Genomic DNA, 15,446 nt, shown 5'->3' with positions numbered 1-15,446 from the left:
ATCAATATCTTTGTGCCATTATACTTTTTCGAAATTCTTCATAACATATTTTTTTTTGGCTATCTAGATTTAGATAATATTTATTACTAACAAGCGATGCGACTAAGACATAATAATCAAGATTTTCATAAGAAAGCGGTTTTTCAATAATAGTAAAAACACTTTTACTTTTTGTATAATAAAGCTCACATTCAACTCTTTCATAAGCCTGTTCAAATTTCAACATATCATCAATTTCCTCTTTATTGAATTCTTTATCTTTTACTCCTTCAGGAGGCCTAAGTCTATAAATAACTTTATTAATATCTAAATTTGATTGGCAGTATATTTTTTGAGTTATTAAAATATTTCCCAATAACAATACTGCAAAACTTAAAACAAACTTTATTTTATCCATTTCATATACAATTTAAAAATAATCAAATCAAAATTTGTTTAAGATTAAAGTTTAGCTTCATTGGAAACTATCACAATAACAGCTTTTGTTTACTAAGATGAGAGAAAAAACCTGATACTAATATTGTTGTACCAATGCACCTCTACGGTATTCCTCTTCCGTAATTGTCTTTCCTTTCGGAAAATCTATCTCTTTTTTTAAATCAATAATAGATATTTCAGTAGCATAAAAAATGATTTTCCCTTCTTGTAGCTCTAAAATTAATCCTGGTAGTCCATAAAACTCTTTAGGTCCATAACTATAGGGCAGTTCTGGCGAGAACCAAGCGGTCACCAGGCTATTTTTTTCTTCACCCTTCATATTCACATTTTTTTTATAGCATAATGCCTTATAACACAAATAATTATCAATCATTTTACTTTCTGTAAATATTTCCCAATCTAAAGACTTAAAAGGTTTCCGAACCAAGATTCCATCTTCAGTCTGCAAAATATAATTTTCAGCATTTTGATCAAAAAAACAGTTATAGGATATTGTGATAAGTCCAGAAGTAATTTTATCAATCATTTTTTCTTTGTCTGATAATAAGTTCAGTTTCATGCTTCTTTTAAAACTTGACTTATTTTTGTTAAACTCTAAAACAAAAGATTGATTTCTTGCATTTTCTATGATCAGTTTTTTCAACATAACAGATTTAGGGTCGTTTGATTTTGTATCAATATCTGGCGCCTGAATATTATATGTGATTTTTCCTGAAGAAACTTGACTATTCAAATTTAAACAACACAAAAAAATGATACTCGTTATGTATTTTTTCATTATATCTTATTTTAAAATTAAAAGGGCCTTGTCAATTCAAAGCCCTATATGCCAATTAAAAATTTAATAAATCGTTATGGTTGTATAACTTCTATTATTCCTCCTTCAATTCCTATGAAATTATCTTCTATAGGCTGAAGGTATTGACTCTCAAATGATTCACAAAACTCCACCATTGTTCTATAAGTATTATATGAATTAATACTATTATTGCTATGCCAGCCATTTATTTCCTCACAAAAATTCATTGCCCAAACATTACAATCCTGATAAGAAACTTTATCAATTTTCATCTTATCTTCAGTTTGTATAATTGAATTCGCCATCGAAATTCCATTAAACACTACTACTGCAAAAGCAGTAAAAATTATTTTTTTCATAATTTAAAAGGTTTAAAATTTATAAATATGTTTTGGTTAACCATTTCAAACATAAAAAACAAACAATAATAAATAAGAATAAACTTAATTTTTAACTTATGTTTAACAAATATTTATTTATAAAATTACCCGATAAACGCATAAAAAAGCCTGAAGATTTATGTCTTCAGGCTTTTTCATTTTTAACTTATTTCTAAAACTTCAATGTCAGTCCGGCCAGGAAATTAATCCCTGCCTGTGGATAATAGTATGGATAGATATCCCACATGGCTCCGTTTGACACATATTTTTTATCCAGAATATTATTTACTAAACCCGTAATCATAATAGATTTGAAAACCGATTTTGGTTTTATCTCGTAAGATACATTCAAATCATTTACAAAATAGTCTGCCAGCTTTGCTGCAGGCAATTCGATATTGTTCATATATTGCTCACCAACATATTTTTGTAATAATGAAACGTGTAAACTCTCTATTGGGCTGTACACAATAATATTTCCGGCAATAACATTTGGCGAATAAGCAATATCTGTTGTTCCGTAGTATTGTCCTTCAACAGCTAAGTCAACATTTTTATTGCTGCTTAAAGTGAAGTTTGGCCTAAGAAGGAATTTTTCTGAAAGCTTTATCGTAGCATCAACTTCAAATCCTAAACGGTAACTTTTTTCGGTATTGGCACGAATTGGCGCTCCAACATCATCTAATCTTCCGGTTAAGATTAATTGGTCTTTATACCCCATATAGTAGAAATTAGAATTCAATTGAAAATTCTCTGAATTGAATCTCCATCCTAATTCAAAATCATTTAATTTTTCAGGTTTCACATTTCCGCCTTCATAATCGGTTCTGTTAGGTTCACGATTAGCACGTGCGTACGAAAAGTAAAGAGTATTTTTCTCATTGATTTCGTAATTTAATCCTGCTTTTGGATTAAAGAAATTGAATGTGTCGTTCACCAGGCCTGTTTCGGCACTATTGGCTTTGTATTGTACTCGTCGGTATTGTAAGTCGCCATAGAAACTCAATTTTTCTGTAAACTGATAATTTGCTTTAGCGAAAATATTTCCATCCGTTTTTGTTGAATAATCATCGTAATAATGATCCCCTAATTCTGACTGCGCTGAATTTCTTGCCCAGATTACTTTTCCATAATGATCTCCTTCGTATTTATTCCTGCCTCCGCCAACAATAACATCCAGTTTTTCTTCTTTGTATTTTACCGAGAAAGTGGTCCCGTAAAAATCATTGTCTAACCATTTCTGACGTATTAGATCAGTTCCCGGAACTAGTTCGCCCATATCGTTTTCAACCATTTTTGTAGGCTGAATTGGCCCGTATCCGGCAATTGGTTCATCGTATTTATAATTTTCATAATACCCTAATCCTTTTGTATAATGCAAAGCTAAGTTACTGCTCCACTTATCAGACCATGATTCACTCCAATGCAATTGATAATGGTTTTGTTTGTAATTATCCGTTTCGTTGTCGTAGAAATGAACATTTCCTGCCTCATCTTTATACTTCCCTGCAGAATTGTAAGTACGGTCTGAATTTAATGTCTCAGCATCAATTCCGTTCCAGGACTGGTATGTTTTTTCGGTTCCGCCAAAAACTAACGCTTTAATTAAAGTCGTTTTTCCAACATACGTTCCTTGTAGAAAATACGATTTTAAATCAGAGCTCGCCCGATCTACATAACCATCCGATTTAATGGTAGACAAACGTCCGGCCAATTCAAAATGATCGTTTAATAAACCTGTGCTGAATTTCACCGTATTTTTATTTGAATTGAAACTCCCGAAAGAACTCGAAATTTCTCCGGTTGGTTTTGAAGCATAACTATCTGTAAGCATATTTAAACTCGCTCCAAAAGCTCCCGAACCATTTGTCGAGGTCCCTACACCGCGCTGCAACTGCAGACTTTCTACAGATGAGGCAAAATCAGGCATATTTACCCAGAAAGTTCCCTGGCTTTCAGAATCGTTATACGGAATTCCGTTGATGGTCACATTTACCCTTGTAGCGTCACTTCCGCGGACTCTGATACCGGTGTATCCTATTCCGCCTCCTGCGTCAGAAGTGGTAACTACAGATGGTAAATAATTCATTAAAACGGGAATATCCTGTCCCAGATTTCTGAATTTAATTTCTTTTTTATCCATATTACTAAAAGTAACCGGAGTTTTTGAAGTAACACGAACTGCTGAAACTAAAACGTCGTCGAGCTTATTGACTTTGGTTGAATCCTGCTCCTGCGAAATAGAAGAAAGAGAATAGAAGAAAGAGAATAGAAGAAAAAAAACAGATTTGGTTACGCTCATTTTATGAAACTTAGAACCTTTGTGCTTTTGTGCCTTAGCACCTAAAAAAAAAGTTTTCATCTGTAAAAGAATTACAAATAAAAGGGGGAATTATTCTTTTGTTAAATTAATAAATGTTTCACGACAAAATATAGTGTATACGCTAAAATTGTCGTTTTTTCCCTTAGCAACATTACTTGCTCAGGTTCTTTGGGTATGATCTCAGCTCGTTATTTAGAGCACCCCTTTGAGACAGGGCAAATTTAGGAAAGATTTTTAGATATTTAGATTGTTTGACTATTAGATTTTTTAAATTAATTAAAAACCAAAAACGTCCATTAATCCAAGTCCGGTTTTCTACGGGATTGCTTTCTCTCAGAAATATTCTTTTTGTCCCTGATTCTTTTTTTAATCACCGATTTTGGAATCTTCGTTGCTTTGCGAACTTTAGGAACGAATAATCCTTTTTTGATGATTTCTAAAAAACGTTTTACGACAATATCTTTATTTTTAAGCTGACTTCTGTCTTCGTCACAATTTAAAATCAAGATGTTTTCAGTAGTTAGACGAGATGAAATATTAATTAGCAAAAGCAATTTCTCTTCTTCAGACAAAGCCTGAGAAGAATTCAAATCAAAGTTTAAAACTACTTTTGAAGACACTTTATTAACGTTTTGCCCACCTGCACCACTACTTCGGACAGCTTTAAAACTTAACTCTGATATGATTTTTTCGATATCCATTATTGTGGTTGATGTGCGGCTTTTAATAAATCGTTTACTGTTTTTACAGGATTAAAAGTAATTAACGGCACAGCTACAAAAATGGTTAGCCAATTAGCCATTGCCCCATTCCATAATCCGGGCAATTCGTAGCTTTTAACTGTTTTTCCGTCAACACTTTTCTCTACAATAAAACCTGCTTTTTGATCTACAAATTGCAATAAATCAAACTTTTCATTTTTATAATTTTTGATTCCGCAAACTAAATCCACCGGGTTAAAATGAGTCGCTTCGGCTAAAATTTCCTGTTGCTTTTTGTTTAGTAAATCTACTTGTGACGTTTCTACAATTTGTAGCGAGATGGCTCCTTTCCCGTTCATTACCCAAAATGGCCCTCCTCCTGGTTCTCCTTCATTTTTTACCATTCCGCAAACCCTAATTGGCCTGTTTAATAAATCTTTAATTTTATTGACTTTATTTTCGAAAGTAAATTTATTAAAGTCATTACTTAACTCAATATTGAGATTCTGCATTATAAAAGCAACAATTTCTTTAATGTTTTCTTCTTTTATTTCGTGCCTTTCAATTGCAATTAAATACCCAAAAACTTTTTGCTGAACTTCTATTAAAATTCCGGCCAAAGCTTTTTTATACAATGCAATTTTATCAATATGGTTTTGAATTACATTATCAATATTTTTTATAAAGATTATATCGGAATCGAGTTCTTTTAAATTTTCAATTAAGGCACCATGTCCACCGGGTCTAAAAACCAAATTATTATTTTTATCCCGAATCGGAATATTTTTCGCATCTACACAAATAGAATCAGTGCTTTTATTTTGGTAAGAATAACCTATTTCAATTTTAACTCCGGAATCTTCTTCTACTTTCTCTTTTAGTACCTCAACTTCATTTTCAAATAAAGTCTGATGAATTTCAGAAACCGTAAAATGCAAATTAGAAACCTGATTTGAAGTGGCATAATGCACACATTCGCTCAAATGTTCTTCTATAGGGTTTGCTATATGTGTTTTATATTGATGAAATGGCAAAACTGCTTTGGGCTTGTTTGCAAAATCAAAATACTCAGGAGAGAGCAATGTTTTTATAAAATAATAGTTTTTATAATCCCTCTCTAAAGTTTCAAAATCAGGATAGATTTCTCTTAGCTTTTTATCCAGAGTGTCAAAAAACGGAAACTTATCCATTGCCACAATAAAAATAGACAAATCACTATCCTTTTTTCTGTTGATATAGGCGTTTATTGTTTCTTTTTTAATCTCAAAATCATTCAAAAAAGCAGTTAAAAATTTAAACATTCTGCTTGCTGCGCCCGAAGCCGGAACAAACTTTTTCAGTTTTAATTTTTCTTTCTGAAGATCAAAAAAACGAGCTTTTTCTTCAAATTCAGCTTCTGACAGACTTAAAATTCCGTTATTAATTGTTGCAGGACTAATTAAGTTGCTTTTTAAAATTCCGTTTTTAAAAATTTCCAACTGACTTAAAATCTTTTCAAAAGAAATTCCGTGATCATAAATCTGAACAAAATCATCTGATGAAATACCATGCTGTTTTGCCAATGCCAAATTATCTATAATTGCTGTGGCTTTTGCCAAGCGACTTTCTTTATTCCCTGAAAGTGTTATGAATGGCTTATTGGTTTCAATTAAAGTTTGTTTAAAAACTGAAAATACAGTTTCACGACCATTTGGAGTATCTCTGATATCGTCTTTCTCCCAGGGAACATCAATATCCGTAAGGAAAAACAAATCGTATTCATGTTCTAATGCGGCTTCATTTAAAAGCGGATCACAAAAGCCATAATACATTTCAGAAAAAACTTTTGTCACCATCAAATTGGTATCTGAGAACAAATACTTTTTTGCTGAGGCCAATTTTTTATTTTCTAATGCAACTTGTCCATAAGCAATAGGCATCATATCATCAGCAACACATATATGCTGATTCTCTTCCCATTTTCCCTGCAAATAGTCACGCGCAAATTCCGGAACCCATTGGGTTTCATAATATTCTGCGAGTTGTTTTGCTAAGGTGGTTTTTCCTGTGCTTTCAGGACCAAATAATGCAATTTTTATGATAGCTGTTTTTTGCTGTCTAAGATTTTTCTCCATTCTAAATAAGCTGAAATAGCCAAAATTGTAAAAATTAAATATTGTAGTGACAGCATTCCCAAGCCACGATAAGCGTAAAGAGGCACTACTATAATATCGCCAATGATCCAAAGTGTCCAGTTTTCGATCTTTTTCCTGGCCATATACCACATTCCGGCAAAAAATATTCCTGACGAAATCATGTCAACATAATTATCCGGATTTATTTTATAATCAAAATATTTATAAATCCCGAAAACTACAAAAACGGTAACAAAAAACAATAAAACACCAATTATTTTTTCATTAAGGCTTGTTCTGGTAATTGGCAAATTGTCTTCGACAGTTCCGCCTTTTGCCCAGACATACCAGCCATAGATACTCATAATCGAAAAGTATCCATTGATGATCATATCACCAATATATCCTGCAACATACAACAGATATACTGATATTACCGTAGCGATTAAACCTGTTGGATAAACCAATATGTTTTCTTTTTTAGCAAACCACACACTTAAAATTCCGAAAACAAAGACCAAAAACTCCAGGGCAATATGCCATAATGGTGCATTTTTATAACTTTCAAGAAAAAAATCAATCATTATTGTGGTATTTGTGGGCTGTTAAATTTGTTTTTTTTATGATTCGAAAAAATAACTGTCATTTTCAAAAGCAGTTCCAATAACTACTAAATCTGCACCGGCATTATAAGCCATTTTAATTCCCTGCAAATCTACAATTCCTCCTCCAACTATTATCGGGATTTCTATATTTTGAGCAATTAACGTGATCATTTCCAGTGGCACAGTTTGTTTTGCGCCACTTCCGGCTTCTAAATATATCAATTTATTGCCGAGCATTTCACCAGCCTGAGCCGTTGCTAATGCCAAATTAAAATTTTCGCGATTAAGAGGTTCTGTTTTACTAACGCGGGCAACAGCAGTTTCATTGCCGCTTTCTATCAAAATATATCCTGTTGAAATAACTTCAAGGTTTGTTTTTTTTAGAATTGGAGCTGCCTGGACCTGGTATTCTATAAGATAATCCGGGTTTCGTCCAGATAATAGGGACAAGAACAAAATAGCATCTGCTTGCGGGGAAATCTGTGAAGGATCACCCGGAAATATTATGACCGGTAAATTTGTGTTTTGTTTTAACTGAGCAATTAAATGTTCTAAAATAGTGCTTTGAACAATGCTTCCTCCCACAAAAATATGAGTTGCGGGGGATTCTTTTATTTTAAGTAATAGATGATCTAAATTTTCCAAAACAATTTTATCAGGATCTAAAAGTATGGCCAGTAATTTTTGTCCATTTTTCTTAGCTTCTAAAATTTGTTGATGAATCACGAGTAATTTTTGCTCCATAATGGCTGTAAAAGTAAAAAGTTTTTAACGTAGAAGAACTATTTTGAATGAATTATATTTGTACAATATCTCTTGACAAACTAAGAAACAAAATATGATTGCTTCTGAATTATTAGAAAAATACGGTGCATTAAAAAAGTCTTTTGGCAAAAGTGAAATCATTTTTGAAGAAGGAAGTCTGCCATCTCAGTACTATCAAATTGTTTCAGGCGAGATTAAAATGAGTAATTACAACGATGACGGACGCGAATTTATTCAGGGTATTTTTTATAAAAATCAGTCTTTTGGAGAACCTCCTTTATTCTTAAATCAAAAATATCCTGCTAACGCAATTGCTGTTGAAAGTTCAGAGATCTTTCTTCTTTCTAAAAATAATTTCATGAAATTGTTACAGGAAAACCCAAACATTAGCATCAAAATAATTGAAAATTTAGCGCAGCGATTGTATTACAAATCCGTTATGGCTGCAGAAATATCAACACACGAACCGGAGCATCGCGTTTTAAAACTAATGGATCACGGAATTGCCTATTTTAATTTTAGAAAAGATGTAAATGGTTACCTCATTGGTTTTACGAGACAACAAATAGGAGATTTGACCGGTTTGCGCGTAGAAACCGTCATTAGAGCTATAAAAGCGCTGGAGAAAAAAGGAGAATTGAAGATTATAAACAGAAAAGTATACCGATAAAAAAGTTCTTGTTTTATGATTTTAATCATAAATTGAAGACGTATAGTGCACGTACCTTTGTAGTATAAAAATCTCAATATCATGACACTATATCAAACAACATTCGAAAATTTCAATAAAAATTATATGGGTTCTGCTGCAATGGCTGTAATTGGTCAAAGCTGTTTAGGCGGTGCTGCAGCGATGTACGTTTTGGCTAACGGAACCTCAATATCTCAAATGATACAACTTGCTATTATCGTTCTGGCTTGCGTATTTGCAAACACATCTATATTAGCACAAATGAAACACAAAATGGTGTTTAACCTTATTATTACAAGCGCATTTTTAAGTGTATTTTTTATTTTCCTAAATAGTTTCATACTATGAGAAAATCAATAGAAAACAGAGCTGATATATCTTTTTTAGTACATCAGTTCTATACTAAGATAAGAGCTGATGAAGAAATCGGCTTTTATTTTAATACGATGATCAAAGACTGGGACGCGCATTTAGAAAAACTAACCGATTTTTGGGAAACCAATTTATTTGCGGTAAAAAAGTACAGAGGAAATCCTCATGCGGTACACAATGAAGTTGATGCACATTTTAACGGTCAAATTACTTCGAATGAATTCGGGATTTGGCTTAACTATTGGTTTCAGACCTTAGAAGAACATTTTGAAGGCGAAAATGTAGAAACACTAAAACGACGCGCCAGAAAAATGGGAACTTTTTTGTTTATGAGTATGTTTGAGCATCGTAAGAAGATAACGGAGAATTCTTTGGAATAACAAACCAGTCATTGTGTTTTTTGTCATTTCAAGAAACAAGAAATCACACTAGTAACCCGAGATAGAATGGTACTTTCAGGAGCGGAATTACGAGTGTGATTTCTCGTTCCTCGAAATGAAAGATCGTGGTTATTCCTGAATCAAACACGATTGAAATTTGGATTTTTATTAAAACTATTTCTCAAAAGCATAAACCAAAGTAAAGTCCTGCCCTGAAGTACTAGACTTAATTTCTTTATAATGCACATCAAAATCTACTACCAAATCATTAAAATGCAGACTAGCTTCTGTCATATTTTTATCTAACGAAAAAGCATTTACCCTAATGTGATCTTTAAAACTGATTCCTTTTTCGTTTCTAATTTTAAAAATGGCTTCTTTCGCACCCCATATTACAGTCAGTTCCTTGATATAATTGGTTGTATTTTGAGCATTTAGATAACTATTTTCAGTATCTACGAATTTATCGGCGATTCTAAGGATTTTTTCGCGTTGCAATTCCATGTCGATTCCTACTGTTTCATCACTGATTATAATGGCTGCAAAGTCATGCGAATGTGTAATCGAAATATGATTGTGACAATTAAAATACGGTTTTCCAAATTCGTCATAATGCATTTCCTGATCCGTAAACCCCATTTCCTGAATCAGCATCCGAACGCTCAAAAAAGCACGCTGGTGCATTTGAGATTTCATTCCGTTTAACCTTAACTGTGTTTTTTCTTTTAAGACTACTTTGCTCAATAACTCCTCAAATGATTCTGTTATGTGCCAAACTAAAATTTTGGTTGTTTCGTTAAATTGTATGGTTTGAAATAAAGGCATTATTTTCTAGTTATGAATTATGAGTTTTAAGTTATGAATTATTTTCCTGATTTGAAAACTGAACTTCTAATTTAACGTCTGGTCTCTTTAGCCCTGATGGAAACGGCATCCTTTTGTGGTGGGGTTCACCACAAAAGATATAGTGGACAGCAGGATTAGCTTCTAAAAATTACTATTGAACTAATACGCTATAAATTAAGAAATTAAACATTTCATAAATCTTATAGAAAGTAGTCAAAATTAAAAACCTATTCCGTAAATTTGCAAAAATTTTACAATATACAAATATACTATATAATGAGTACTACAACTACGCCTTTTGTGGCTTTCAAAGTAAAAGACATCTCTCTAGCGGCTTGGGGAAGAAAAGAAATTGAATTGGCTGAAGCTGAAATGCCAGGTTTAATGGCCCTTCGTGCTGAATATAAAGACGAACAACCTCTTGCAGGTGCTCGTATCGCCGGATGTTTACACATGACTATCCAGACTGCAGTTTTGATTGAAACTTTAATCGCTCTTGGTGCAGAGGTTACCTGGTCTTCTTGTAACATTTTCTCTACTCAGGATCAGGCTGCTGCTGCTATTGCTGCTGCCGGAATTCAGGTTTATGCATGGAAAGGTCTTGATGAGCAATCATTTGACTGGTGTATTGAACAAACTTTATTCTTTGGTGAAGACAGAAAACCACTAAACATGATCTTAGATGATGGTGGAGATTTAACTAACATGGTTATTGACCGTTTCCCTGAATTGGTTCCTGGAATCAAAGGATTGTCTGAAGAGACTACAACCGGAGTTCACAGACTTTACGAAAGAGTAAAAGCCGGAACTTTACCAATGCCTGCAATCAACATTAATGACTCTGTTACTAAATCTAAATTTGATAACAAATACGGTTGTAAAGAATCTGCAGTAGATGCTGTTCGTCGTGCAACTGACTTAATGTTAGCCGGTAAAAGAGTGATCGTTTGCGGATACGGTGATGTTGGAAAAGGAACTGCTGCTTCTTTCAGAGGTGCAGGATCTATTGTAACTGTTACTGAAATTGACCCAATTTGCGCTTTACAAGCTGCAATGGACGGTTATGAAGTTAAAAAATTAAATACTGTAATTGCTAATGCTGATATCATCATTACAACTACCGGAAATAAAGATATCGTTCTTGGAGAGCACTTCGAGCAAATGAAAGACAAAACTGTTGTTTGTAACATCGGACACTTTGATAACGAAATTGATATGGCCTGGTTAAACAAAAACCATGGTGCATCTAAAATCGAAATCAAACCTCAGGTTGATAAATATACAATCAACGGAAAAGATATCATCATTCTTGCTGAAGGTCGTTTGGTAAACCTGGGTTGTGCTACAGGTCACCCAAGTTTTGTAATGAGTAACTCATTCACCAACCAAACTTTGGCTCAAATCGAATTATGGAAAAACAGCGCTGCTTACAACAATGACGTTTATATGTTACCAAAACATTTAGATGAAAAAGTTGCTGCTTTGCACTTGGCTAAATTAGGAGTTGAATTGGAAACTTTACGTGACGATCAGGCTGCTTATATTGGTGTTCCGGTTGAAGGACCTTTCAAACCAGAGTATTACAGATATTAGTATTAAGTTTTTTTAGTACTAAGTATTAAGATTAAAACCCTTGCAGCAATGTGAGGGTTTTTTATTTCAAAGCATTTTCCAGCATAAATAAATCGTATTTTTTATGCACAAACACATTTCTTACAAAAAATTATATTTTTAAAAAATAAGTACTTAATTTTAAAAATAAAAATAAGTCCCTATTTATCAAATACATAAATGTTGTAATCTTGAAAAAAACATCTTATTTGTTCGTCTTCTTATTTTTAATTAGCCTCCCGCACACTATTTTTTCTCAGGAAAAGAAACCCAAAGTCGTATTGGTCTTAAGTGGTGGTGGTGCAAAAGGTATTGCACATATTCCGCTTTTACAAAAACTAGATTCTTTGCACATCGTACCGGATCTTATTGTTGGGAATAGTATGGGCAGCATTATTGGAGGCTTGTATGCCATGGGATATTCTGGCGATAGCATCGAAAAATTAACCAAAAACATTATTTGGGATAAATTACTTGGCGGCGGTCAGTCATTAAAATCTGTAAGTGTAGAAGAAAAAAGAGAATTTCAGAGATACTTAGTTGGAATAGGAGTTAAAGATAAAAAATTAAACAGTGTTGGCTCTCTTTTAAATGATCAAAATTTAAGAGAACTCCTTTCTGAATTGACCTATCCTGTATACAATATTAAAGATTTTGACAGCCTTCCGATACCTTTTAGAGCCATGGCCACCGATTTGGCCGAGGGAAAAGAGGTCATTCTAAGCAAAGGCAGTCTTGCTTATGCCATGAGAGCTAGTATGTCATTGCCAGGTATTTTCAAGCCTATGACATACGAAAAAACAGTATTAGTCGACGGAGGGGTATTGAATAATTTCCCAACAGATGTAGCCAAAGAAATGGGGGCGGACATTATTATTGGCAGTGATGTAGGAGGCGGATTGGAGCCAATAGACAAACTGAACAATCTTCTCACTATATTGACTCAAACCAGTATGTTCCCGAGTAATATTAAGAACCCGGCAAACCGAAAACTTTGTAATATCTTAATAGATCACCTGCCAAACTTACGTTTTTCTACTGCTGATTTTGCAGATAGCGAAGAAATCTATAAAGATGGTAAAATTGCCACAACAGAAAACCTTCCGGCTTTAATTGCATTATCTGAAAAATTAAAAGGATACACACAACGAACTCACGAATTACCAAACTTACCGGCAGATTTTATTCTGGACACTATTGTTTACAAAAAAATCAGTCCGGAAAACCTTGCTCTTGTATTAGGAAGAATAAACCTCAAAACGAATACAAAATATACCACCAAAGATTTAATAGCAGGCATTAACCGAGCCATGGGTACCAATCTTTTTGACGAAATCACGCACAGTTTTTTTATCAAAGACGGCAACAAACTAGGAGTTACAATATTTGGACATGAACGTGCCAAAAACCAGCTGAACACATCAGTACATTACGACACTTACCGGGGCGTTGGAATCATTTTTAATTACACTGCCAGAAATGTTCTGGCCAGAGCATCCCGCCTACTTTTAACACTCGATATTGCAGAGCAGCCAAAAGCACGAATCAATTATCAGAAAAATTTTGGAAAAAACAGAGACTGGTGGTGGTCATCTGAACTTTATGGAGCCTTTTTAAGGCAAGAGATCTATCTTAGTGGTAAAGCATCAGATAATGTACTTTATAATTCTTTTGAATTTAATAATGAGATGAACCGAAATTTAAATTCACTAAAAAGCTATTTTGGCTACGGTTTAAACTATCAATACACTAATTTAAAACCAAAATACGACAGAGATTACAACCCAAACTCACTCAACATCAACAATTACTCTCTAAACAGTATAGAAATAAACATACATTATTCCTACAATGATATGGATAAAGTTTTCTTTGCTGAAAATGGAACAATTATAAAAGCAAATGTAACCCGATCATTGTTAACAGATGTCTATACCTCTTTTACCGACCCAAATCAAACAAGCATATCCGGTGCAACCAACGGTTATACAAAATTTGGCTTCAGTTTTGAAAAGAGAGCACTCTTAAAAAAGAAAATCACAGGAATCATTGGGTTTGATTCTTATTTTATTTTTCAGGATCAACTTAAAGACAATCAAATCTCATTTTCAGATTTTGGTTATGCTTCAAAATATTTCTTTGGAGGAATTATACCAAGTTCCGGCAGTAATCGTTTTTCATTTCCCGGCCTACATGAAGACGAACTCAATGTTACCCAATATATGGGCTTAAAAATCGCTTCTCAAATAAACCTTATGGGAAAAATCTACCTAACTCCCCATTTTAATATCGCGACTGTTGGGTTTGAAACTTTTGATAAATACATTAACAAGGCATTTAGTCCAAAAGGAAAGTGGGATGATAGCTTTGATCCCAGCCTTGTACTATCTGGAGGGGCCGCTATCTCCTATCAGTCGATCTTGGGCCCTATCCATTTTGATATTTCCTGGATAAATAATATAGACAAAGTGAGATTGTTTTTTAGTGTCGGATTGTCATTCAATCCATAGAAAAACAACTAGTAGATCCTTCTGATTTAAAATCCGTCATGTTTATTTTTTTATAATCAGAGCGTGCCACCATCCCGATAAGAGGGCAAAAATACTGTACGTGTATACGCCCTCTTATCAGGATGCTGTCGGGCTATCCGGGCTACTTCGGTAGCTTCCTCCTATCCCTCACGCAAACGGTAACGAGACGTAAAAATTAATCAGATATTTTTGAATAATTTTTAAATTATGCTATACATTTGAGTTCAAAAAAAAACCTAACAAATATGAGAACACGCTTTATTTTAATGCTAATAATACTGTTACCAATTTTTGCTGCTGCACAATTCAACAACCAGGCCAGAGCCATGCACCAGCAAATGAACAACCAGAATCAAAAATGGGCAAGTGAGCGCAGAACAGCAGATCAGCAATGGCAAATGAGAAACATGATGTCTCAGACAAATAAAATTCAGAGTGCTGAAAACAAGTTAGCCAAAGAAGAAAAAAACAAACAGAAACTAGAAAAGAAAACAGATCAACTCAATGCTGATCTAAAAACAAACCAAGATCAATTAGCCAATCTTAAAAGCAATTCCGAAAACAACAATAATCCGGATCTTCAAAAAAACATCGCAAAATCTGAAAAGAAAATAGCAAAATCTGAAGAAAAATTAAATCAATCAAAAACAAAATTAGAATCAAGTGCTAAAAAAGTCGAAGATTTCAAAAAACAAATAGAAACCTCTAAAGCAGAAAAAGAAGAACTAACTAAAAAACAGGAGGAAGAAAAAAAGGTTAAAGAAGAAGAAAAAGAGAAAAAACAAAAAGAAAAGGAAGAAAAAAAAGCGGCAAAAAAATAAACCAGTTTATTTCGATATAACAAACCCTTACTAATATCAATTTATAGTAAGGGTTTTCTTTTATATAGT

15 protein-coding genes are annotated in these 15,446 nt (G+C 33.4%); 6 read left to right on the top strand and 9 right to left on the bottom strand.

Annotated features, from left to right (window positions below; translation table 11 throughout):
- Position 1: 1 nt before the first annotated feature.
- The 8 genes from ACHRWY_RS22345 to ACHRWY_RS22310 all read right to left on the bottom strand — a co-directional run bounded on the left by ACHRWY_RS22345 (position 2) and on the right by ACHRWY_RS22310 (position 8,104).
- The gene (locus ACHRWY_RS22345; protein WP_395357611.1) at positions 2-397 is read right to left on the bottom strand and encodes a hypothetical protein; all 396 of its coding nucleotides are present in this window, start codon (positions 395-397) and stop codon (positions 2-4) included.
- 117 nt (positions 398-514) lie between these two features.
- Complete coding sequence (locus ACHRWY_RS22340; protein WP_395357610.1) at positions 515-1,216, bottom strand: GLPGLI family protein; 702 nt, start codon at positions 1,214-1,216, stop codon at positions 515-517.
- A 74-nt stretch (positions 1,217-1,290) separates the two neighbouring features.
- Positions 1,291-1,596 carry a hypothetical protein gene (locus tag ACHRWY_RS22335; RefSeq protein ID WP_395357609.1) on the bottom strand — a complete coding sequence of 102 codons (306 nt, stop codon included), beginning with the start codon at positions 1,594-1,596 and terminating at the stop codon, positions 1,291-1,293.
- 193 nt (positions 1,597-1,789) lie between these two features.
- Complete coding sequence (locus ACHRWY_RS22330; RefSeq protein ID WP_395357608.1) at positions 1,790-3,979, bottom strand: TonB-dependent receptor; 2,190 nt, start codon at positions 3,977-3,979, stop codon at positions 1,790-1,792.
- A 257-nt stretch (positions 3,980-4,236) separates the two neighbouring features.
- Positions 4,237-4,641 carry an alternative ribosome rescue aminoacyl-tRNA hydrolase ArfB gene (arfB, locus tag ACHRWY_RS22325; RefSeq protein WP_395357607.1) on the bottom strand — a complete coding sequence of 135 codons (405 nt, stop codon included), beginning with the start codon at positions 4,639-4,641 and terminating at the stop codon, positions 4,237-4,239.
- Positions 4,641-6,755: a DUF4301 family protein gene (locus tag ACHRWY_RS22320; RefSeq protein WP_395357606.1), complete on the bottom strand. Its 2,115-nt coding sequence runs from the start codon at positions 6,753-6,755 to the stop codon at positions 4,641-4,643. The genes arfB and ACHRWY_RS22320 overlap by 1 nt, the downstream gene beginning before the upstream one ends.
- Positions 6,716-7,339, bottom strand: coding sequence for a nicotinamide riboside transporter PnuC (gene pnuC, locus ACHRWY_RS22315; RefSeq protein ID WP_395357605.1), 624 nt, complete (start codon positions 7,337-7,339; stop codon positions 6,716-6,718). The genes ACHRWY_RS22320 and pnuC overlap by 40 nt, the downstream gene beginning before the upstream one ends.
- Before the next feature lie 36 nt (positions 7,340-7,375).
- A complete protein-coding gene (locus tag ACHRWY_RS22310) occupies positions 7,376-8,104 on the bottom strand; it encodes a geranylgeranylglyceryl/heptaprenylglyceryl phosphate synthase (RefSeq protein WP_395357604.1) in 729 nt (242 codons plus the stop codon).
- Between the two features lie 94 nt (positions 8,105-8,198).
- On the opposite strand from ACHRWY_RS22310, the gene ACHRWY_RS22305 reads away from it, so the two are divergent.
- The 3 genes from ACHRWY_RS22305 to ACHRWY_RS22295 all read left to right on the top strand — a co-directional run bounded on the left by ACHRWY_RS22305 (position 8,199) and on the right by ACHRWY_RS22295 (position 9,568).
- The gene (locus ACHRWY_RS22305) at positions 8,199-8,795 is read left to right on the top strand and encodes a Crp/Fnr family transcriptional regulator (RefSeq protein WP_395357603.1); all 597 of its coding nucleotides are present in this window, start codon (positions 8,199-8,201) and stop codon (positions 8,793-8,795) included.
- An 81-nt stretch (positions 8,796-8,876) separates the two neighbouring features.
- Entirely contained in the window at positions 8,877-9,164 is a 288-nt protein-coding gene (locus tag ACHRWY_RS22300) for a hypothetical protein (protein ID WP_395357602.1), read from the top strand.
- Positions 9,161-9,568 (top strand): group III truncated hemoglobin, encoded by a 408-nt coding sequence (locus ACHRWY_RS22295; RefSeq protein WP_395357601.1) that lies wholly within the window; start codon positions 9,161-9,163, stop codon positions 9,566-9,568. The genes ACHRWY_RS22300 and ACHRWY_RS22295 overlap by 4 nt, the downstream gene beginning before the upstream one ends.
- Positions 9,569-9,742: 174 nt before the next feature.
- Here ACHRWY_RS22295 and ACHRWY_RS22290 read toward each other — a convergent pair whose 3' ends face one another.
- Positions 9,743-10,393, bottom strand: a complete 651-nt coding sequence (locus ACHRWY_RS22290) for a 4'-phosphopantetheinyl transferase family protein (protein WP_395357600.1) — start codon at positions 10,391-10,393, stop codon at positions 9,743-9,745.
- 297 nt (positions 10,394-10,690) lie between these two features.
- Between ACHRWY_RS22290 and ahcY the strand changes: the two genes are divergently transcribed.
- From ahcY to ACHRWY_RS22275, 3 genes are all read left to right on the top strand, one after another.
- The gene (gene ahcY, locus ACHRWY_RS22285; protein WP_395357599.1) at positions 10,691-12,007 is read left to right on the top strand and encodes an adenosylhomocysteinase; all 1,317 of its coding nucleotides are present in this window, start codon (positions 10,691-10,693) and stop codon (positions 12,005-12,007) included.
- Between the two features lie 209 nt (positions 12,008-12,216).
- On the top strand, positions 12,217-14,535 hold the full coding sequence (locus ACHRWY_RS22280) for a patatin-like phospholipase family protein (RefSeq protein WP_395357598.1): 2,319 nt from the start codon (positions 12,217-12,219) through the stop codon (positions 14,533-14,535).
- A 287-nt stretch (positions 14,536-14,822) separates the two neighbouring features.
- On the top strand, positions 14,823-15,377 hold the full coding sequence (locus ACHRWY_RS22275) for a hypothetical protein (protein WP_395357597.1): 555 nt from the start codon (positions 14,823-14,825) through the stop codon (positions 15,375-15,377).
- Positions 15,378-15,446 lie beyond the last annotated feature (69 nt).

It is taken from the genome of Flavobacterium sp. FlaQc-48 (genome assembly GCF_044007335.1).
Classification (GTDB): Bacteria; Bacteroidota; Bacteroidia; order Flavobacteriales; family Flavobacteriaceae; genus Flavobacterium.
The sequence above is the reverse complement of the archived record's forward strand: the minus strand, read 5'-3'. Positions and strand labels throughout refer to the sequence as shown.